A 17,262-nucleotide genomic window follows, 5' to 3' on the forward strand; every position below is an offset into this window, starting at 1 on the left:
ATCGAATCACTGGCTGACCGCGTTCCGCCACTCACGAATCCAGTCCGGTCGGGACTGCTGAATCACCTCAGGGCTGAAACCGATACGGGTCGGCTGAATCAGCGTATCGAAGGCATCCGGCAGCTTGATATCATCACGTACCGGCAGCATCCAGTTGGTGACAGGGATCACTGACTGCGCCTCTTCACTCAACAAAAACTGCAGGAACTGCTGCGCCAGCTCAACCTGCTGCGCATGGGCGGACAGCGCCGCCACTTCGATCTGAGCCACATGGCCGTCGCTGAACTCAGTTGCCAAATAGCGGCTCTCCTCTTCTGCCACCAGATGATACGCGGGCGATGTGGTATAGCTCAGGACATAATCCGATTCGCCTTTGAGGAACATGCTGTAGGCTTCCGACCAGCCCTTGGTGACGGTGACGGTCTGAGCGGCCAGTTGCTGCCAGGCCTCGCCTGCCTGCTCACCATGTACCGCGTTGATCCACAGCATCAAGCCCTGCCCCGGCGTGCTGGTGCGCGGATCCTGATAAATTACACTCGCATCGGAAGCCAGCAGTTCAGCAAAAGAGGTCGCTGGCTCTGCCAGTCGTTCGGCATCATAGATAAAGGCGAAATAACCGTAATCAAAGGGCACGAAAGTATCATCATCCCAGCTCAACTCGTCGCGCAGCGGCCAGTCCGACAGGTCAAGTCCGTGCGGCTGCACCAGCCCCAGTTCACGTGCCTGAGACATCAGAGCATCATCGATACCCATGATCAGATCCGCCCGGGTATTACTGCCCTCCAGACGAACCCGATTAAGCAGACTGACACCATCGTCACTGCTGACAAACGTCAGACTGCAGTCACACTGGGCTTCAAACAGAGTTTTCAGTTGTGGGCCCGGCCCCCAGCTGCTGGTGAAGGAGCTGTAGGTATACACGGTCAGTTCGGATGCAGATACAGATGTGCTGCTCAGAACAGTTGCCAACGCAGCACAGGCAAGATTACGAGGTGTGATTTTCATGGATGACGACCGGCCATAGGCAACTGGGCCGACGGCGGGTGACAAGAGCGGCTGCAAATCAAACAGCGTCGCTATCTCATTCCCTCCGCCAGCATTAACTGGATCAGGTTCAACGGGTGTACACTCTCAGCCCGGGCCTTGATGACAAGACCATGAAGGTGATATCACCTTCCGCAGGGCACCCCGATAAGACAGCAATCAGTATATCCCAATGTATCCGGACTCGCATCAATCAGCACCCTCGACTCAACCAGCCCTCTGCTCAGGGCTGGATGCACTGCTTGCCACACACCACATTGATGCCGGGCAGATCACCTTTCTCGGTATGGGTACCGGCAATCCGCATTGGTTGATTGCAACAGCATCCGGCCATTATGTCTGGCGTCAGTTCAGTCACACCAACCCTGGCGTGGACAGGGAGCGTGAGGTGGCAGTAATGCAGGCAATTCAAGGGCAACACTGGGCACCTGAGCTGGTTGCCGTCCTGCCCAGTGAGGGCCTGTTGATGCGTGAAGCGCCTGGAAAGACGATGACTGCCATACAACAAGACGGTATGACTCTGGCCGACCGGCAGCGCACGTTGATACTGCAGGCCGTGATCGATTGCTGGCAGATCCGCGAGGCACTGCCGCTGTGTAACTATTCAGAGCTGATTCATCAGTATGCGCAGCTAGCGCGGCAAAACGTCCTCAGTGCTAATGAGTTCAATGCTAAAGAGCTCAGTGCTGAAGAGCTAAACGCTGAAGCACTCAATAATGAAGAGCTCAATGTTGAACAGATCAACGCCCTCAGCGAGGCGCTGCTGAGAGAATGTGCCGACTGGCCGACAGCAGAGGCCTGCCTGACCCATCACGACCTGCACCCGGGTAATCTGTTGCTGACTGAGGATCACTGTACGCTGATCGACTGGGAGTTCGCCTCCCTCGGCAACCCCTGGCTGGATGCAGTGATGCTGGATCAGATGCTGACGCTGACCCCTGCTGAAAAGCAGCGACTGGAGGTGGCGCTGGTACACTATCCACTCCCGCCCCTGACTTCAAAACAACCCTGGAAAGCTCTGGGATACTGGAAAGCCAGATTTGATCAGCTCTGGTATCTCGCCATGCCCAGCCGGGAATGATCCTGAACAGGTGGTTACTCTTCTAACTGGCTGAGTAACATCTGTTATCTCTTCTCAGAAACGCAGACACTGAGCAAAATCGATTCTGCGATCAAATGCTTCTGCCAGAGTGATGGACTGACTCAGATGCAGCGCGGCCCTGATCACACCGGCATGAGTGATGATGATCGCATCTGCTGGCAGGCTGTTCAGCATCAATCTGATACGCTCGATAAAAGCCGGAACCGACTCCCCTTGCGGAAACTGATATCCGAAAGGATCTGCAGCCCAGGCATCCAGTTCCTCTCTGGGTACATCATCCCAGCGCACGCCTTCCCAACGGCCAAAGTGCACCTCTTGCAGCGATGTCAGACACTCGACCTCAATGCTTCCCGCCATCGACTCAGACAGGGTTTCGGACTGGGTTTCCGCTAGGGATTCAGCCAGCAGACAGCAACGCTGCAATGGACTGGTAAAAATCGGCAGCCCGTGCGGCAGCTCCGGCAGAGTCTGCAAGGTCTGCTCGACAGGTATCGCCAGCGGTAGATCCAGCCAGCCATAACAGATGTGATCCGGCAACTCCGGTCGATCATGTCGAATCCAGTAGCGCATAGCCCTTCTATAGCCCCCTTTTATACGGCCAGCAGGAGCAACAGCACCAGTTCGGTAAGGATGACACTGGCACCCAACGTATCTCCGGTATAACCACCCAGCTGTCGCTGCAGATAAAAACCCCAGATCAGCGCCGTGGCAGCAACAGCCAACAGTGACCAGAACAGAGTCTGTGTCAGCAGCGACAGCAACAGACAGAAAAGCCCAGCCAGCAACAGCCGACTGCCGGAGAAACTTTCCGCTACAGGTTTGCTGCGACTGCTATCAGGATCCGTGACATAACGCATGAAATGCATCAGCAGCAACGGCGTGAAGCGCGCAATAGCTGGTACGATCAGAAAGGCGATCAGCAGGCCGTCGATCGATAGCCAGAGCGCCAGTTTCAGCCCCAGCGCCAGAATCAAGGCAACACTACCATAGGTGCCGATACGGCTGTCCTTCATGATACTCAGGCGTTTTTCAACCGTATAACCGCCCCCCAGTGCATCGATCGAATCAGCCAACCCATCTTCATGAAAAGCACCGGTGATCCAGAGGTGAAAGATCAACACCAGCAGCAGACAGACAGGCAAGCTCCACAGCTGACTCAACAGCAGATACAGACCGGTATAGGTGGCTCCCAGCAGCAACCCCACCAGCGGGAAGTAGACACTGCTCTGATTCATCAAAGACTGGGAATAGTCGATGCGCACCAGCATCGGGATGCGCGTCAGAAAACCCAGCGCCAGCCAGAAGGCCTGCCATTCGCGCTGCAGGGTGGCTGTCATTGTAGGGAAGCTGTCATATCAGGCGTTACTCACACCGGCATCGGCAAAGGAGGCCATCTCATTGAAAAAGGCCGCGGCCAGACGCAGCAACGGCACTGCCGCCACAGCCCCCGTACCTTCACCGAGACGCATATCCAGTTGCAGCAAAGGTGTCACCTGCAGCGCTTGCAGGGCACGGGTATGGCCCTGTTCATCACTTTGATGTGCAAACACCGTGTAGTGCTTCAGTGCCGGCTGTAGAGCATAGGCGATCCACCAGGCGCTGGTGGCAATAAATCCATCCACCAGCAAGAGCTTGCCCAGTGAGGCACCACGCAGGAAAGCTCCGACCATCATCGCAATTTCCAGCCCGCCTACCTGCTGCAACACAGCCAGTGGTTGATCTGGGCCGAGTGGTATCCGTGCCAGGGCTTTCGCGATTACAGCTGCTTTATGCTGCTGCATCTGCTCACTGGCCCCCGTACCAGCCCCCACCACTTCGGATGGCTGCACCTGCATCATCGATGCCAGAATGGCTGCCGCAGCCGTGGTATTACCGATCCCCATTTCACCCAGGCTGAGAATCTGTGCATCCGCTGCCCAGGTATCCACCATCGCAGCGCCCTGCTCCAGACAGTTCATCAGTTCGGCTTTGGTCATTGCTGGCTGCAGGGTAAAGTTGGCCGTACCTGCTCTTACCGGCACAGAGATCAGATCGGGATGACTCGGCAGAGGCGCAGCAACGCCAGCATCAATCACCTTCAGCCCAACACGATTATGACGACAGAACACGTTAATCGCAGCACCACCGCGCAGAAAATTCAGCACCATCTGCGCCGTCACTTCCTGTGGAAAGGGGCTGACCCCCTCATCACACACACCATGATCCGCCGCAAATACCAGATGCATCACCTCATCCGCCCGGGGCGACAGATTCTGCTGTATCCGTGCCAGCTGCGCCGCGAGCGCTTCCAGTTTGCCCAGTGAACCCAAAGGCTTGGTTTTGTTGTCGATCACACTCTGTATCTGCTCATCCAGCGCTGCGCTGACCGGCTGAACATGGAAGATAGGCGGCAATAAAGGCTGATTCACGACAATCCCTTTGATCTTTTCAAGTGTTGGAAAAGTCGCAGAGTACGGCGCTGCCGCTAAAATAACAACCTTGAACGGTGTTATCGGACAGCTCTCTATCAAACAAGTACCTCTGTCAAACCAGCACCTCTGCCAAACAGTGTGATTCAAGTCCATTCAGGAAATTAAATCAGCCATGCCTGGAGAATACCAGGCTGACGTTGGAGCCACCAAAGCCGAAGCTGTTACTCATCACTCGACTCAGAGGTGTCTCCTGGCGTTCGAGTACAATCGGCCAGTCACCCACGCCCGGATCAAGGTTTTCAACATTCGCAGAGGCCGCCATGAAACCTTCATTAAGCATGATAATACTGTAGATAGCCTCATGGACTCCGGCCGCCCCCAGCGAGTGCCCGGTCAGGGATTTGGTGGAGCTGAATCTCGGGAAGTCTGAACCGAACACCTTAGCCACCGCCTCCAACTCCACAATGTCGCCAGCTGGCGTGCTGGTACCGTGCGTGTTCAGATAATCGATAGGCGCATTGACGGTTTCCATCGCCAACGCCATGGCACGTGCCGCCCCATCACCGGATGGAGCCACCATGTCATAACCGTCCGAAGCGGTACCATAACCTACCAGTTCAGCCAGAATAGGGGCGCCACGACGAAGTGCGTGTTCACGCTCCTCCAGTACCACCACGCCCCCGCCGCCCGCGATGACAAAGCCGTCCCGGTCAGCATCATATGGGCGACTGGCCTTGTCTGGCTGATCATTAGAGCGCGTGGAAAAAGCGCCCATCGCATCGAACAGACAGCTCTGACTCCAATGCTCCGCCTCCCCACCACCGGCAAAAATAATATCCTGCTTACCCCACTGAATCAGCTCCATGCCGTAACCGATACAGTGTGCACTTGTAGAGCAGGCCGAAGTCATCGTGGCGTTCATCCCCTTAATCCCGAAGGAGGTGGATAAGCAGGCCGAGACCGTACTGCCCATGGTGGACGTAACACGATAAGGGCCTACACGGCGGATCCCCTTTGAGCGCAAGATATCTGCCGCCTCGACTATATCCATCGTGGAGGCGCCACCTGAACCCATCAACAGACCGGTTCGGGGATGGCTGATCAGCGCTTCAGTCAGGCCGGATTGAGCGATGGCCTCCTCCATGGCGACATATCCAAAAGCGGCGGCATCGCCCATGAAACGGTAGAGTTTTCGTGGTATCCGCTCTTCACAATTCAGGTTCTGTATTGAGCCGGCTACATGACAGCGCAGCCCTTGCTCCCGATAAGACTCCTGAAGTCGGATACCTGAAGTACCGTTTCTCAATGACGCCGTCACTTCTGACAGTTGATTGCCAATGCTCGAAACAATGCCCATACCCGTAATGACGACTCTTCGCATATCCTGCCTCTTTAATTCCCGCCCAGACTGTCGCCTTGGCGAGTGTATGAAACCTGTTCAGTCAGTTATGATTAAAGATAACCATAAAGTCTCTTTAAGAGACTGTTAAGATATCCCAAGCACTCACTTTGTTCAAGTACAGCAGGCCGTTATGAAACGCACCGATTTTTCTGATATGCATTGCTCCATCGCTCAAGCCCTGAATATTGTCGGTGAGTGGTGGACGCTGCTGATTCTTCGCGATGTATTCATCGGTAATCATCGCTTCAGCGGACTTCTGGACAGCCTCGGCATCTCCAGAAAAGTCCTGACCGACAGGCTGGAAACGCTGGTCGCAGAGGGGATACTCGAACAGGTTCCATACGACACGGGAAACCGCTTCGAATACCACCTGACCCAAAAGGGATATGAACTCGGGCCTGTCTTGCTGACGCTGATCGCGTGGGGAGACAAGTGGGTATTCAAGAACCAACCACCCATCGAGTTGACTCACAAAGCCTGCAACCAGATCACCAGCCCTCAGGTTGTTTGTTCTGAGTGCGGTGAGCCGATCAGCTTCAGGGACCTGATTGGCGAACCAAGCAGGCATATGCCCGAAGATGCCCAGCAGCGCTGGAAAAAATTAAAGGAAGATCACACGTCTTAAACCTTGCCAAAGGCACCGGGCAGGTTTTTCAGAGTGCCCTGATGTACACTACTGCGCTTTCACATTTAGAGGATTAACTGGCTATGCTGCCAGCCCTGAGTCTGTCACTACTGGCCCTGGTGGTTGTGGCGATCATCATCGATCTGCTGATCGGCGACCCTGACTGGCTGCCCCACCCCGTCGTGCTGATGGGCAGGGTTATCAGTTCACTGGAACGGCGATTGAACCGAGGCACAGCCATCACACGACGTCGACGCGGTTTTCTGCTGCCACTGATACTGGTGGGTGTTACCTATCTGCTGGTATTGGGCTTGCTGTCTGCGCTGTATCACCTGCATCTCTGGCTCGGTCTGCTGGCCGAGGTGTTGCTGCTGGCATCAGCGCTGGCCATCAAGGGGCTGAAAGATGCAGCCCTTCAGGTGGCAGAACCTCTTAGCCGAGGTGATCTGGTGCAGGCCAGACGTTCACTGGCATGCGTAGTCGGGCGCGACACGGAGCAACTGGATGAAGCAGAGATCACCCGCGGTACCGTCGAGACGCTGGCAGAAAACACCGTCGATGGCATCACCGCCCCGCTCTTCTGGGCACTGATCGGCGGCGCACCGCTGGCACTGGCCTACAAGGCGGTGAATACGCTGGATTCAATGGTCGGTCACCGCAACGAACGCTTCGACGATTTCGGTTATGCTTCAGCAAAACTGGATGATCTCGCAAACTGGATTCCTGCACGACTGACCGCTTTGTGCCTCTGGTGCTGTGGGCTATTGTTTCCAGGCTGCCACACTCGCGAGGCCTGGCATGGCACTCTCAGGGATGCGCCCATGCACCCGAGCCCGAACGCAGGCTGGCCTGAGGCGATGATGGCTTATCTGCTGGGAGTACAACTCGGCGGCACCAACTACTATCAGGGAGTCGCCTCGGTACGCAACCTGATGGGAGAGGCACTGGGACCACTGCGGGAAGTGCACATCCATCGTGCTATTTTCTTGATGCATGGTGCCTGGATGGTGTTTCTGCTGCTGATGCTGATCACCAGTGGCATATCACTTATGCAGGCTCAGTATGGATGAGGCTGGAGTGGACGGGGCTGATGTGGATGGAGCAAGTGTAGTATGACCCCTTTACAGTCAGACCTTAAGGCACCCTGGCCCTCACATGGCGGTCAGCGAAATGCTCTGTTGGCACACTTTGGCCTGCCCGACAATCACCCGTTACTGGATTTCAGCACCAACCTGAACCCGCTGGGACCACCAAAGTGGGTTGCCGCACAGCTGGCGAGTCTGAGCGCCGGGCTGGCACTCTACCCCGACCCGACCTACACAAATGCCCGACGCGCCATCGCCGACAGTGAAGGAGTGTCGCCGGATCAGGTCTGTCTGACCAATGGCGGTAGTGAGGCGATTTTTCTGGCGGCCTCACTGTTTGCCGGCCAGAAAGCCGCGATCCTGCAACCGGCCTTCGGTGAGTACGCCCGTGCCTGTGACCACTACCAGATCGCCATCACCCAACTACCGCTGCAGCAACCGATGCTTATGCCTGGCCATTTTCCGGGAAGTCTAAATATACCAAACGATCCACATGACAATCCGCCGGATCCCCTGCCTGACTTTCTGCCGGATGAGGCGCTGATCAGCGAGGCGATCCGGCAGCAGGACCTGATCCTGATCGCGCGCCCCAACAACCCCACAGCCACTCTGATTCCGGCAGAAACCATCAGCCGCTGGCTGGCGCTGGCCGAGCAGTTTCACTGCACGCTGATCATTGATGAAGCCTTCATCGACTTCTGCCATCCGAGCGAACCAGGCCTGGTCGAACATCTGCAGCAGTCCTGTCTACATCAGTCCCGTCACCTGATCCTGCTGCGTTCGATGACCAAACTCTATACCCTGCCGGGGTTGAGACTGGGGTATATCCTCGCCCATGCCGATCTGATCCGGCGGCTACTCGCCCGGCAGATTCCCTGGAGCGTGAATCATCTGGCAGCTGAACTGGTTGCTCCGCTGCTGGCGGATTGGCCCTTTCTGCAGGCAACCGCTCACTGGCTCAAGACAGAGTCCGACTGGCTGCTGCCACAACTGCACGCACTCGGTTACCGGATACCCACGCCAGCCGCCAACTTTTTCCTGCTGCAGGACGCTAACACTCCTGCTGAAGAGCAGTCCAGCGCTGATGCACTGTTTCGCCATCTGCTGCAGCAGGGGATTCTGGCACGACATACCCACAACTTCACGGGCCTGAACGGAAAGTGGCTGCGACTGGCGATCCGCTCACGCGAGGAAAACCAATCTCTGCTCGCGGCATTGCAGAGCTGGCGGGAGCAGAATCGGGGAGAGAGAGCATGCTGATCTTTATCTCGGGCGGTGTTCGTTCCGGCAAAAGTGCACTGGCTGAAACACTGGCCTGCCAGAACCAGCAGCGCAAAGGGGGTAAACTCTATTATCTGGCCACTGCCGCCCCGGCCGCCCCTGTCGATGGCGAAATGGGCGCACGTATCCGCCATCATCAGCAGACACGCGGGCCACACTGGATCACACTGGAAGAACCCGTTCAACTGACCCGAGCACTGCAACAGGTCGAACCGAACAGCACGCTGCTGCTTGACTGCCTGACCCTCTGGAGCAGCCAGGTGATGTTCAGCAGTTCGTTAAATGAAGCACAAAGCCTGTCCCTGCTTGATGATTTTGTGCAACAGTCTGAGCGGATGCAGGTGGATCTGCTGCTGGTATCCAATGATCTGAATGAAGAACTGCCCCCCACAGATCCGCAAGTGCGCGCCTGGCTGATCTTTCAGCAACAGATACATCAGCGCATGGTGCAGCGTGCAGACCGCGCCATTCAGATGCTCGCTGGTACTGCGCTGGAGTGGAAACCTTCGAGTCCTAAAAGAGAGAGTGATCCATGCAACTGATTATCGGCGGCAGTCACAGCGGCAAGCGTGCTTTTGCGCGGCAGCAGTCAGATGCGTTGATCTGGCACTCGGCCTATCAGGGAGACTCTCCGGAGGGCTGGCACACACGCGTATTGCCCAATCACCTGCTGGTACTCGAGGGCTGGGAGTGCTGGCTGCGGGATAGACTCTCTGCAGAAGATGCACCCGATCTGATGACCTTGCGTCAGGCGCTACAGCATGAACTGCAGGCACTGCAACAGGCGGAAAACGAACAAGGGGTAGAGGTATGCCTGATCCTACTGGAGATCGGACGCGGTATCGTCCCGATCGATGCCCACGACCGCCAACTGCGGGATCTCAACGGCTGGTTCAGCCAAGATGCCGCCGGGCTCTGCGATCAGGTCCACTACCTCTGGCATGGACTGGCACGAGCGATTAAAGGCTAAGCTAGTGCTCTATAAACGCCACTAAGCTCTTGCTTAACTACTGTATCTCTTCAGCCACACGTAAACAGGTCGATACCGGCATAAACAAACGTACTGCTCCATCATTCATCTCAACTTCGGTAAAGCCGTACCCCAAATAGAAATCGGCCACACCCTCTTTTGGATCAACAACCAGCCCAATCACAGGTGGCAGCCTCGTATCAACTGCAACATAAGCGGTATCTCTGATAGCCGCCAGCAACAACTGTTCGCCAAGCCTATTTCTCTGATGGGCGCGATCAACCGCCATTTTCCCCAGAAGCAGTGCCGGCGCACCCTGTTGGGGGTACCTGGGGAGGGAGTGGATCATACAGTTGGATAGGGTATAAAAGCCCAGCACCAGCGCTGGCTCAGCCGGCGACACCAATACTTTCGTACGCGAAAGATTGCGCTTTGCTGCTTTGGCGGCTTGAGTTTTGAACCACTTGTTCAGGCCATCCATGCTACAGTCAAATCGATCCCGATCATGAACAGCGGCATCGAGCACCTGAAGCTCAAGTCGAATGGAATCCACCATGCTCTTTCAGCTTCCTTGCCGCTTTCAGCAACTTATCGTTAATCGGAGCCGGATTTTCCAGCGCATTCATCAGTTGCTCACGCCCACGGGCAGTCAGTGTGAATGCCTCATGAGCAGAGATAACCTCTCTGGCCCGCTGTATTGCACATTCACGCAGAAAATCTGAGACAGACACGCCAGATATATCCGCTGCGTCCTGAACCAGCTCAATCACCTCAGGGCTGGCACGGGTCACGAGCCGCTGAGAGCTCTGTTGTGTATTACCCATTATGCACACTCTCACTTTGAGTCTTGCATCCTTGCATATCATTCACCGACACAGCAAACGATTGCACCGGCGAATAGGGTGGAAAGGCAGACCGGAAGTCCACAAAAGCTGCAAACTCCTCGATCGTCATTTGTATGCCATATTGGCACACGTGTTTTGTGTGCGTCAAGTGTGTGTATATCACTCCGGCCTACACTTGAGGTACACATCTTAATGGAGTGATCAGTTCAAAGGGATGAAAGTGCACGCGATGGCTATCCACCTCAATACAGCATCAGGCAGACTGCAATCAGAGCACCGAGCGTTATTTTTGACACACAATTCTAGAATGCTATGCTTGTGTTATCTATTAACACATCTCTGGAAGTCAAATCATGCCCAGAACAACAAGCGTCACTATCGGCCCGCAACTGGACGAGTTTGTGGGAAAAATGATTGAGACTGGACGCTATGGCTCAACCAGTGAAGTCGTGCGCTCAGCCTTACGATTACTTGAGCGCCAGGAAAATCAGACGGCAGCGCTGAGAAACGCTGTAGAAGCAGGAGAGAGAAGTGGGGAAAGTGACATGACTCTGCGCGACATTGCCGCTCAGGTGAAACAACAGCACAATGTATAAGCTTTCCAATCTTGCGGCAAATGACTTCTCTGCCATTTACGAATATACCTTGCTTAATTTTGGTACTCGCCAAGCTGACGCATACACCGACGACCTAGAGAGCACCTTTCGTCTTCTAACGAGCTCACCCCAGATGGGGCTTGAATGCCCGGAAATTGCTGAAGGGGTTCGACGCCATGATCACCAACGGCATACCATTTTTTACCGACGGCGCGAGCACGATATTCTTATCATCCGGATACTTCATCAACAGATGGAACCGTTGAGGCATTTCTTTGAGCTTTAAAGGTAAACAGGCGTGGGGTTGTTTGCATCCCCCCAAACCACTGTCTCCTTGAGATCCAACCCACGCAGTGGTAACCTTCGCGCCTTCACAGGTTCCCAGGACGAGCGTCCGGGATTAATAGGGAAGTCGGCTCATATCCGACGCTGCCCCCGCAACGGTGTTCAAGTCAAGACAGGTCCTGCGCCACTGTACTCAGGTATGGGAAGGCGATCTGTCGAAAAGCATGCTTTTCGCTTGTCAGCCCGGAGACCTGCCCGTGATGTTGTGCCTGATTGCGGAGGGCGATCACCAGGCAGGGCCAGACACGTCTGTTGTTATCCCTATTCCTGATCTCCTTCCCGACAGCTTTCCTTAATGTCAACCATGCGGGTGTGCATGGTGTGAATGAGATCCGTCCCGATGAACAAGTCCGTTTTTAACGCAAAGCATCTGCCCATGCTCTGCCTGTCAGTACTGCCACTGTCTGCAGTCGCACACGACCATGACGCGCCACTAGACGCTGATTTACGCTTCAATCCCATAGTAGTTACGGCTACGCTTGCTCCACGCACCGCTGATGACTCACTTGCATCTGTGACGGTGATCGATCAGGAACAGATTCGACTGCAACAGCCGCGTGATCTGATAGATCTGGTTAAAGGCCAGCCCGGAGTGGATTTCAGTTCCAATGGCGGCTTCGGTAAAACAACCAGTGTCTATACACGTGGAGCAGGTGGCGACTCCACCTTGTTGCTGGTGGATGGTATACGTCTGCAGACTGCCACTACCGGTGGCGCTTCCTGGCAGTTTCTGACTCCGGGGTTGTTTGAACGCTTCGAGATCGTGCGCGGTCCACGTGGAAGCCTTTATGGTGCAGATGCTTCCGGCGGAGTCATTCAGGGCTTTCTACCCGACGGACAGGGCGAGCCGCGTGTGGATCTGACCCTCGGCGGCGGTTCATTTAATTCGAAACAGGCGATGGCCGGTTTCTCCGGTCATCAGGACAATACCCGTTTCAACTTCATTGCCAATCACTACCGTACCGATGGAATAGAGATAAGAGAAGGTCAGGGCCGCAAGGGCTATGACAACACCACCGGACTGGTTCGCCTGGGCCACACCTTTGACAATGGCGCCGATGTCAGCGGTCTGATCATGAGCGGCCGTGGTAATACCGAGTTTGTCGGCGGCAATTCCGATTACCGTATTCAAGTTGCGGGACTGAATACCACCCTGCCGCTCAATGATCATTGGGTATCACGCCTGCAACTCAGCGAATCACGTGACGACAACACCAGCTATGAGACCTCTCGTTACAATTTTGATACCAAGAGCCATCGTCTGCGCTGGGAGAATACCGTCTGGGCGGGCCACCATGAGTTGATCGGTGGTATCGAACTGGTACAGGACAAGGTGGATACCTCCAGCTACGGATCCATCAGCCGTGACAACCATGCGCTGTTTGGTCAGGGTCTGTTCCACTTTAACCCGATCAACCTGCAACTGAGCCTGCGTTACGACGACAACGAAGTCTATGGTGACAAAACCACCGGTGCACTGGCTCTGGGGTATGAGCTGGATCAGCAGCACACGCTGCGGGCCAGCTACGGCACAGCGTTCCGCGCCCCGAGTTTCAACGACCTGTACTGGCCCGGCAGCGGGAATCTGGATCTGAACCCGGAAACCTCCGACACCATTGAACTGGGTGCCCGCGGACAGTATCAAGCCCTGTTCTGGGATCTGGCGATCTATGAAGCCAACTACAAGAACCTGATCAACTGGGCACCGACACCCAGCGGCCTGTTCTCACCCCAGAACATCGACCGTGCACGGATTCGCGGCATCGAGTTGGCGGCTGGTACACAGATTCAGAACTGGACCCTGCGTGCAGCCCTGACCGGTACTGATCCGATCGATCGTGCCGACAACACCCGCCTGCAACGCCGCACCAGCAAAAGTGCGCGTCTGGATGCCGACACACGAATGGGTGACTGGACCTTCGGTGCCACGGTCATTGCTCAGGGTAGCCGTTACAATGCACGACGCAACAATGACAAGATGCCGGGCTATGGTCTGCTCAACCTGCGAGCAGGCTGGGAGTTTGCCAGAAACTGGTCTGCGGTTGTCACCCTCGACAATGTGCTTGACAAGGAGTATGTCACGACCCGTGGCTTCGGTGGCTGGGACTACAAAAACCCCGGTCGCAGCGGCTTCCTGACCCTGCGCTATACTGGCTTTTAATCTGCGAGAGAACCGATACAAATGCCACACCTGCGACAGCTATGTTCCACCGCCCTGCTACTGACCGGGTTGATCCCCTTCGCCTGGGCAGACGCTTTGTGCGTGGTGGATGACAAGGATCGTCAGGTGTGTCTCGATCAACCGGCTCAGCGTATCGCGGCCCTGTCACCCGGTGCCACGGAGCTGGTCTATGCCGCCGGGGCCGGTGATCAGGTGGTAGCGGTGGTCGCCTACAGTGACTATCCTCCCAAAGCCCGTCAGATCACCTCGGTGGGCAGCCATACCCGGGTGGATATGGAAACCCTGGTCGCGCTGCAGCCGGATCTGGTGATCGGCTGGGTGACCGGCAATCCTGCTGAACAGACGGAACGGCTTGAGGAGTTGGGTCTACCCATCTTCTATCTGGAACCACGTACCTTTGAGGATGTATCGACCGCGATAGAGCGCATGGCACACCTCGCCGGTACTGATACTCACGGCCAGGCCGTCGCCGAGGATTTTCGTCAGGGCATTGATACTCTGCGCCAGCGCTATCAAGACAGTTCACCAATCAGTGTTTTCTATCAGGTGTGGAAGGAGCCACTGATGACGGTTAATGGCGATCATCTGATCCATCAGGTCATTGAGCTGTGTGGCGGTGAGAATGTATTTGCCGACCTGCCCCGCCTGATTCCCCGCATTGATGTAGAGTCAGTGCTGACTGCCAACCCGGAAGCGATTATGGCCGGCGGTATGGGTGAAGAGAATAAAGAATGGTTAACCGACTGGACTCACTACAGCAGCCTGCAGGCAACACAGCAGAGCAATCTGTTTTTTATCCCACCCTCTCTGATACAAAGGCCCACGCCACGCATGCTGGCGGGCGCGCAGCTGTTCTGCGAGAAGCTGGAGATAGCACGTGCACGACGCTGAGCCCTCAAACCACTCTGCGGCACCACAGCCTGGGAATACCTCCTTTTCAAGACAGATCGGTATTCCCCTGCTGACACTGTCACTGGCTGCCCTGATGGCGATGATCTTCTCTATCGCGCATGGTAGCTCCAGCATTCCGCTTCAGGATGTGATCGCCGTTTTCACCGGCCAGGGCAGTGACCTGCAGCGCACTCTGATTCTGGAATTGCGCCTGCCACGCACACTCTCTGCCTTCGCCACAGGCGGACTGCTGGCGCTGGCCGGCGCACTGATGCAGATACTGCTGCGTAACCCGCTCGCAGACCCCTATATTCTGGGGATATCCGGCGGCGCGGCTGTCGGCGCGCTGGCAGCAATGCTGGCCGGTCTCGGCGGTTTTTTGATTTCAGGTTCGGCACTGGTCGGTGCCCTGTCAGCCACGCTGTTGGTGTTTGGTCTGGCCCATGGCACCGGCAGTTGGACGCCGTCGCGTCTGCTATTGACCGGCGTGGTCGTCGCCTCCGGCTGGGGCGCCGTGATCACCCTGATGCTGGCGTTGAGTCCCCCACAACGCCTGCCCGGTATGCTCTACTGGTTGATGGGTGATCTCTCCTACGCCAGAACCCCCTGGCCTGCGTTGATTGTATTACTGATGGTCTGCCTGGTGCTGACACCTTTCGGGCGTAGCCTGAATGTGCTCGCACGAGGGCCACTGCAGGCGGCTGCGCTGGGAGTGGCCGTGAAGCCGATGGAGGCGCTGATCTATATTCTGGCCAGTCTGCTCACAGCAGTAGCTGTCACCACCGCTGGCAGTGTCGGTTTTGTTGGCTTGATCGTGCCACATATGTTGCGTCTGGTGCTGGGCAATGATCAGCGCCTGATCTTACCCGCCTGCGTTCTGGCAGGCGGCACACTGCTGACCCTCGCGGATACCCTGGCACGCACGATCATCGCGCCGGAACAACTGCCCGCGGGTGTGCTGACCGCCCTGCTGGGTGTGCCTACCTTTCTCTTCCTGCTGTACAGGAGTCGATGATGAGCCGCCTTGAGCTGAAGGATCTGATCATTGATGTTCCGGCGCGTGCTGATGGCAGAGCGATCACTCTGAGTGTGGAACCAGGGCAGGTATGGGGAGTACTGGGCCCGAATGGTGCCGGCAAAACCACGCTGTTGCATACACTGGCAGGGCTTCGTCCACCTCGCTCCGGGCAGATACTACTCAATGATGAACCTCTGGCATCGTTGAAACGGCGAGCTATTGCACAACATCTGGGGCTGGTGTTTCAGGAGCGTCAGGATGGTTTCCCGGCCACCGTGCGCGAAACCGCCTTGATCGGACGCCATCCGTTTCTGTCTGCCTGGCAGATGGAGGGAGCCGAGGATATCAACCAGGCGGAAGCCGCCCTTGAAGCACTGGATGTCGCGCATCTGAGTGATCGACTGGTCAGTACCCTGTCGGGTGGTGAGCGCCAGCGTGTTGCCATCGCCACACTGCTGACACAAGCGCCCGAGATCTGGCTCGCAGATGAACCAACCAATCATCTGGATCTCCACCATCAGGTCGCGGTACTCGAACTGCTGTCGCGTCAGGCTGCAGCAGGCAAGGCGGTGTTCATGTGCCTGCATGACCTGAACCTTGCCGCCCGCTGGTGTGACCGGATTCTGCTGCTCTACCCGGATGGAGAGGCCTGCTGGGGCGACACCCAGAGTATGCTGATCCCCTCCGCACTGGAAAAACTCTATAACCAGCGCCTGATCACCACAATGATTGATGGCACACCCATTTTCATCCCCGCACGAGACTGAATCAATATGACCCACACTTTCTTAACTATCGGGTTCAGTCTTCCATACTTATTGCCTTCACGCACCCAATATGAGGTACAAGATGCAGGATAAAACACGCGACCCCGAACGCCACGCACGCCGCATGGAGCGCAAGCAGGCATTCATGCGCCAGCGCATAGAAGAGGCACAGAACGAACAGGGGGTACTGCTGGTGCTGACCGGCCCGGGCAAGGGCAAGAGCAGCTCCGGTTTCGGTATGCTGGCCCGCGCACTGGGGCATGATATGAAAGTCGGTGTTGTGCAGTTCATCAAGGGCGCCTTTCAGACTGGCGAAGAGGCATTCTTCCGTCGACAGCCCGGCGTAACCTACCATGTGATGGGTGAAGGCTACACCTGGGAAACGAAAGATCTGCAACGCGATATCGCCGCCGCTGAAGCGGCCTGGGCGATCACCCGCGACATGCTGCAGGATCCGAGCTATGACCTGATCCTGCTCGATGAACTGAATATCGCACTGCGCTATGAATATCTGGATCTTGATCAGGTACTAGATGATCTGCAGGCCCGCCCGGCACATCAGCATGTCGTGGTGACTGGCCGTAATGCACCACAGCTATTGATCGACCTGGCCGATACCGTGACCGAGATGAAGGTGATCAAACACGCCTTCAAGGATCAGGGGATCAAGGCGCAGAAAGGGATAGAACTGTAAATCA

General features: G+C 56.1%; 20 protein-coding genes and 2 riboswitches. Of the genes, 13 read left to right on the forward strand and 7 right to left on the reverse strand.

What is annotated here, in order from left to right; genetic code table 11:
- Nucleotides 1-6: 6 nt before the first annotated feature.
- Nucleotides 7-1,005: a thiamine ABC transporter substrate binding subunit gene (gene thiB, locus ACK3CJ_RS19480; protein ID WP_409523857.1), complete on the reverse strand. Its 999-nt coding sequence runs from the start codon at nt 1,003-1,005 to the stop codon at nt 7-9.
- A gap of 63 nt (nt 1,006-1,068) precedes the next feature.
- Nucleotides 1,069-1,201, reverse strand: a riboswitch (TPP riboswitch).
- 15 nt (nt 1,202-1,216) lie between these two features.
- On the opposite strand from thiB, the gene ACK3CJ_RS19485 reads away from it, so the two are divergent.
- Complete coding sequence (locus ACK3CJ_RS19485; RefSeq protein ID WP_409523858.1) at nt 1,217-2,125, forward strand: phosphotransferase; 909 nt, start codon at nt 1,217-1,219, stop codon at nt 2,123-2,125.
- 54 nt (nt 2,126-2,179) lie between these two features.
- Here the strand turns inward: ACK3CJ_RS19485 and ACK3CJ_RS19490 are convergent, their stop codons facing one another.
- The 4 genes from ACK3CJ_RS19490 to fabB form a co-directional block, all read right to left on the reverse strand.
- Entirely contained in the window at nt 2,180-2,716 is a 537-nt protein-coding gene (locus ACK3CJ_RS19490) for a histidine phosphatase family protein (RefSeq protein WP_409523859.1), read from the reverse strand.
- 20 nt (nt 2,717-2,736) lie between these two features.
- The gene (cobS, locus tag ACK3CJ_RS19495) at nt 2,737-3,483 is read right to left on the reverse strand and encodes an adenosylcobinamide-GDP ribazoletransferase (RefSeq protein WP_409523860.1); all 747 of its coding nucleotides are present in this window, start codon (nt 3,481-3,483) and stop codon (nt 2,737-2,739) included.
- Between the two features lie 18 nt (nt 3,484-3,501).
- Nucleotides 3,502-4,554, reverse strand: a complete 1,053-nt coding sequence (gene cobT / locus ACK3CJ_RS19500; protein WP_409523861.1) for a nicotinate-nucleotide--dimethylbenzimidazole phosphoribosyltransferase — start codon at nt 4,552-4,554, stop codon at nt 3,502-3,504.
- A gap of 169 nt (nt 4,555-4,723) precedes the next feature.
- A complete protein-coding gene (gene fabB / locus ACK3CJ_RS19505) occupies nt 4,724-5,938 on the reverse strand; it encodes a beta-ketoacyl-ACP synthase I (RefSeq protein WP_409523862.1) in 1,215 nt (404 codons plus the stop codon).
- 151 nt (nt 5,939-6,089) lie between these two features.
- On the opposite strand from fabB, the gene ACK3CJ_RS19510 reads away from it, so the two are divergent.
- From ACK3CJ_RS19510 to ACK3CJ_RS19530, 5 genes are all read left to right on the forward strand, one after another.
- Nucleotides 6,090-6,584, forward strand: a complete 495-nt coding sequence (locus ACK3CJ_RS19510) for a winged helix-turn-helix transcriptional regulator (protein WP_409523863.1) — start codon at nt 6,090-6,092, stop codon at nt 6,582-6,584.
- 83 nt (nt 6,585-6,667) lie between these two features.
- Nucleotides 6,668-7,654 carry an adenosylcobinamide-phosphate synthase CbiB gene (cbiB, locus tag ACK3CJ_RS19515; protein ID WP_409523864.1) on the forward strand — a complete coding sequence of 329 codons (987 nt, stop codon included), beginning with the start codon at nt 6,668-6,670 and terminating at the stop codon, nt 7,652-7,654.
- A gap of 42 nt (nt 7,655-7,696) precedes the next feature.
- Nucleotides 7,697-8,929 (forward strand): pyridoxal phosphate-dependent aminotransferase, encoded by a 1,233-nt coding sequence (locus ACK3CJ_RS19520; protein ID WP_409523865.1) that lies wholly within the window; start codon nt 7,697-7,699, stop codon nt 8,927-8,929.
- Nucleotides 8,923-9,492 (forward strand): bifunctional adenosylcobinamide kinase/adenosylcobinamide-phosphate guanylyltransferase, encoded by a 570-nt coding sequence (locus ACK3CJ_RS19525; protein ID WP_409523866.1) that lies wholly within the window; start codon nt 8,923-8,925, stop codon nt 9,490-9,492. The genes ACK3CJ_RS19520 and ACK3CJ_RS19525 overlap by 7 nt, the downstream gene beginning before the upstream one ends.
- Nucleotides 9,483-9,920: a bifunctional adenosylcobinamide kinase/adenosylcobinamide-phosphate guanylyltransferase gene (locus ACK3CJ_RS19530; protein WP_409523867.1), complete on the forward strand. Its 438-nt coding sequence runs from the start codon at nt 9,483-9,485 to the stop codon at nt 9,918-9,920. Before ACK3CJ_RS19525 ends, ACK3CJ_RS19530 begins: the two co-directional genes overlap by 10 nt.
- A 37-nt stretch (nt 9,921-9,957) precedes the next feature.
- Here ACK3CJ_RS19530 and ACK3CJ_RS19535 read toward each other — a convergent pair whose 3' ends face one another.
- Together ACK3CJ_RS19535 and ACK3CJ_RS19540 are read right to left on the reverse strand one after the other, a co-directional pair.
- Nucleotides 9,958-10,476, reverse strand: a complete 519-nt coding sequence (locus tag ACK3CJ_RS19535) for a hypothetical protein (RefSeq protein WP_409523868.1) — start codon at nt 10,474-10,476, stop codon at nt 9,958-9,960.
- Nucleotides 10,454-10,744, reverse strand: coding sequence for a DUF1778 domain-containing protein (locus ACK3CJ_RS19540; protein WP_409523869.1), 291 nt, complete (start codon nt 10,742-10,744; stop codon nt 10,454-10,456). The genes ACK3CJ_RS19535 and ACK3CJ_RS19540 overlap by 23 nt, the downstream gene beginning before the upstream one ends.
- Nucleotides 10,745-11,118: 374 nt before the next feature.
- Here ACK3CJ_RS19540 and ACK3CJ_RS19545 point away from each other — a divergent pair, with 374 nt between their 5' ends.
- The 7 genes from ACK3CJ_RS19545 (at nt 11,119) to cobO (ending at nt 17,258) form a co-directional block, all read left to right on the forward strand.
- Nucleotides 11,119-11,361, forward strand: a complete 243-nt coding sequence (locus ACK3CJ_RS19545; RefSeq protein WP_409523870.1) for a type II toxin-antitoxin system ParD family antitoxin — start codon at nt 11,119-11,121, stop codon at nt 11,359-11,361.
- The gene (locus ACK3CJ_RS19550) at nt 11,354-11,647 is read left to right on the forward strand and encodes a type II toxin-antitoxin system RelE/ParE family toxin (protein WP_409523871.1); all 294 of its coding nucleotides are present in this window, start codon (nt 11,354-11,356) and stop codon (nt 11,645-11,647) included. The genes ACK3CJ_RS19545 and ACK3CJ_RS19550 overlap by 8 nt, the downstream gene beginning before the upstream one ends.
- Nucleotides 11,648-11,719: 72 nt before the next feature.
- A riboswitch (cobalamin riboswitch) is annotated at nt 11,720-11,919 on the forward strand.
- 127 nt (nt 11,920-12,046) lie between these two features.
- A complete protein-coding gene (locus ACK3CJ_RS19555; RefSeq protein ID WP_409523872.1) occupies nt 12,047-13,867 on the forward strand; it encodes a TonB-dependent receptor domain-containing protein in 1,821 nt (606 codons plus the stop codon).
- 21 nt (nt 13,868-13,888) lie between these two features.
- Nucleotides 13,889-14,779, forward strand: coding sequence for a cobalamin-binding protein (locus ACK3CJ_RS19560; RefSeq protein WP_409523873.1), 891 nt, complete (start codon nt 13,889-13,891; stop codon nt 14,777-14,779).
- Nucleotides 14,780-14,873: 94 nt separating this feature from the next.
- Nucleotides 14,874-15,794, forward strand: a complete 921-nt coding sequence (locus ACK3CJ_RS19565; RefSeq protein ID WP_409526624.1) for a FecCD family ABC transporter permease — start codon at nt 14,874-14,876, stop codon at nt 15,792-15,794.
- Nucleotides 15,794-16,564, forward strand: a complete 771-nt coding sequence (locus ACK3CJ_RS19570) for an ABC transporter ATP-binding protein (RefSeq protein ID WP_409523874.1) — start codon at nt 15,794-15,796, stop codon at nt 16,562-16,564. The genes ACK3CJ_RS19565 and ACK3CJ_RS19570 overlap by 1 nt, the downstream gene beginning before the upstream one ends.
- Before the next feature lie 82 nt (nt 16,565-16,646).
- Nucleotides 16,647-17,258, forward strand: coding sequence for a cob(I)yrinic acid a,c-diamide adenosyltransferase (gene cobO, locus ACK3CJ_RS19575; protein WP_151702461.1), 612 nt, complete (start codon nt 16,647-16,649; stop codon nt 17,256-17,258).
- Nucleotides 17,259-17,262 lie beyond the last annotated feature (4 nt).

Source organism: Nitrincola salilacus, from assembly GCF_046271865.1.
Taxonomy (GTDB): domain Bacteria; phylum Pseudomonadota; class Gammaproteobacteria; order Pseudomonadales; family Balneatricaceae; genus Nitrincola; species Nitrincola salilacus.

Coding starts and splice junctions, on each gene's coding strand:
- thiB (WP_409523857.1), bottom strand. CDS start 1,005: ATGAAAATCACACCTCGTAATCTTGCCTGTGCTGCGTTGGCAACTGTT.
- ACK3CJ_RS19485 (WP_409523858.1), top strand. CDS start 1,217: ATGTATCCGGACTCGCATCAATCAGCACCCTCGACTCAACCAGCCCTC.
- ACK3CJ_RS19490 (WP_409523859.1), bottom strand. CDS start 2,716: ATGCGCTACTGGATTCGACATGATCGACCGGAGTTGCCGGATCACATC.
- cobS (WP_409523860.1), bottom strand. CDS start 3,483: ATGACAGCCACCCTGCAGCGCGAATGGCAGGCCTTCTGGCTGGCGCTG.
- fabB (WP_409523862.1), bottom strand. CDS start 5,938: ATGCGAAGAGTCGTCATTACGGGTATGGGCATTGTTTCGAGCATTGGC.
- ACK3CJ_RS19510 (WP_409523863.1), top strand. CDS start 6,090: ATGAAACGCACCGATTTTTCTGATATGCATTGCTCCATCGCTCAAGCC.
- cbiB (WP_409523864.1), top strand. CDS start 6,668: ATGCTGCCAGCCCTGAGTCTGTCACTACTGGCCCTGGTGGTTGTGGCG.
- ACK3CJ_RS19520 (WP_409523865.1), top strand. CDS start 7,697: ATGACCCCTTTACAGTCAGACCTTAAGGCACCCTGGCCCTCACATGGC.
- ACK3CJ_RS19525 (WP_409523866.1), top strand. CDS start 8,923: ATGCTGATCTTTATCTCGGGCGGTGTTCGTTCCGGCAAAAGTGCACTG.
- ACK3CJ_RS19530 (WP_409523867.1), top strand. CDS start 9,483: ATGCAACTGATTATCGGCGGCAGTCACAGCGGCAAGCGTGCTTTTGCG.
- ACK3CJ_RS19535 (WP_409523868.1), bottom strand. CDS start 10,476: ATGGTGGATTCCATTCGACTTGAGCTTCAGGTGCTCGATGCCGCTGTT.
- ACK3CJ_RS19540 (WP_409523869.1), bottom strand. CDS start 10,744: ATGGGTAATACACAACAGAGCTCTCAGCGGCTCGTGACCCGTGCCAGC.
- ACK3CJ_RS19545 (WP_409523870.1), top strand. CDS start 11,119: ATGCCCAGAACAACAAGCGTCACTATCGGCCCGCAACTGGACGAGTTT.
- ACK3CJ_RS19550 (WP_409523871.1), top strand. CDS start 11,354: ATGTATAAGCTTTCCAATCTTGCGGCAAATGACTTCTCTGCCATTTAC.
- ACK3CJ_RS19555 (WP_409523872.1), top strand. CDS start 12,047: ATGAACAAGTCCGTTTTTAACGCAAAGCATCTGCCCATGCTCTGCCTG.
- ACK3CJ_RS19560 (WP_409523873.1), top strand. CDS start 13,889: ATGCCACACCTGCGACAGCTATGTTCCACCGCCCTGCTACTGACCGGG.
- ACK3CJ_RS19565 (WP_409526624.1), top strand. CDS start 14,874: ATGGCGATGATCTTCTCTATCGCGCATGGTAGCTCCAGCATTCCGCTT.
- ACK3CJ_RS19570 (WP_409523874.1), top strand. CDS start 15,794: ATGAGCCGCCTTGAGCTGAAGGATCTGATCATTGATGTTCCGGCGCGT.
- cobO (WP_151702461.1), top strand. CDS start 16,647: ATGCAGGATAAAACACGCGACCCCGAACGCCACGCACGCCGCATGGAG.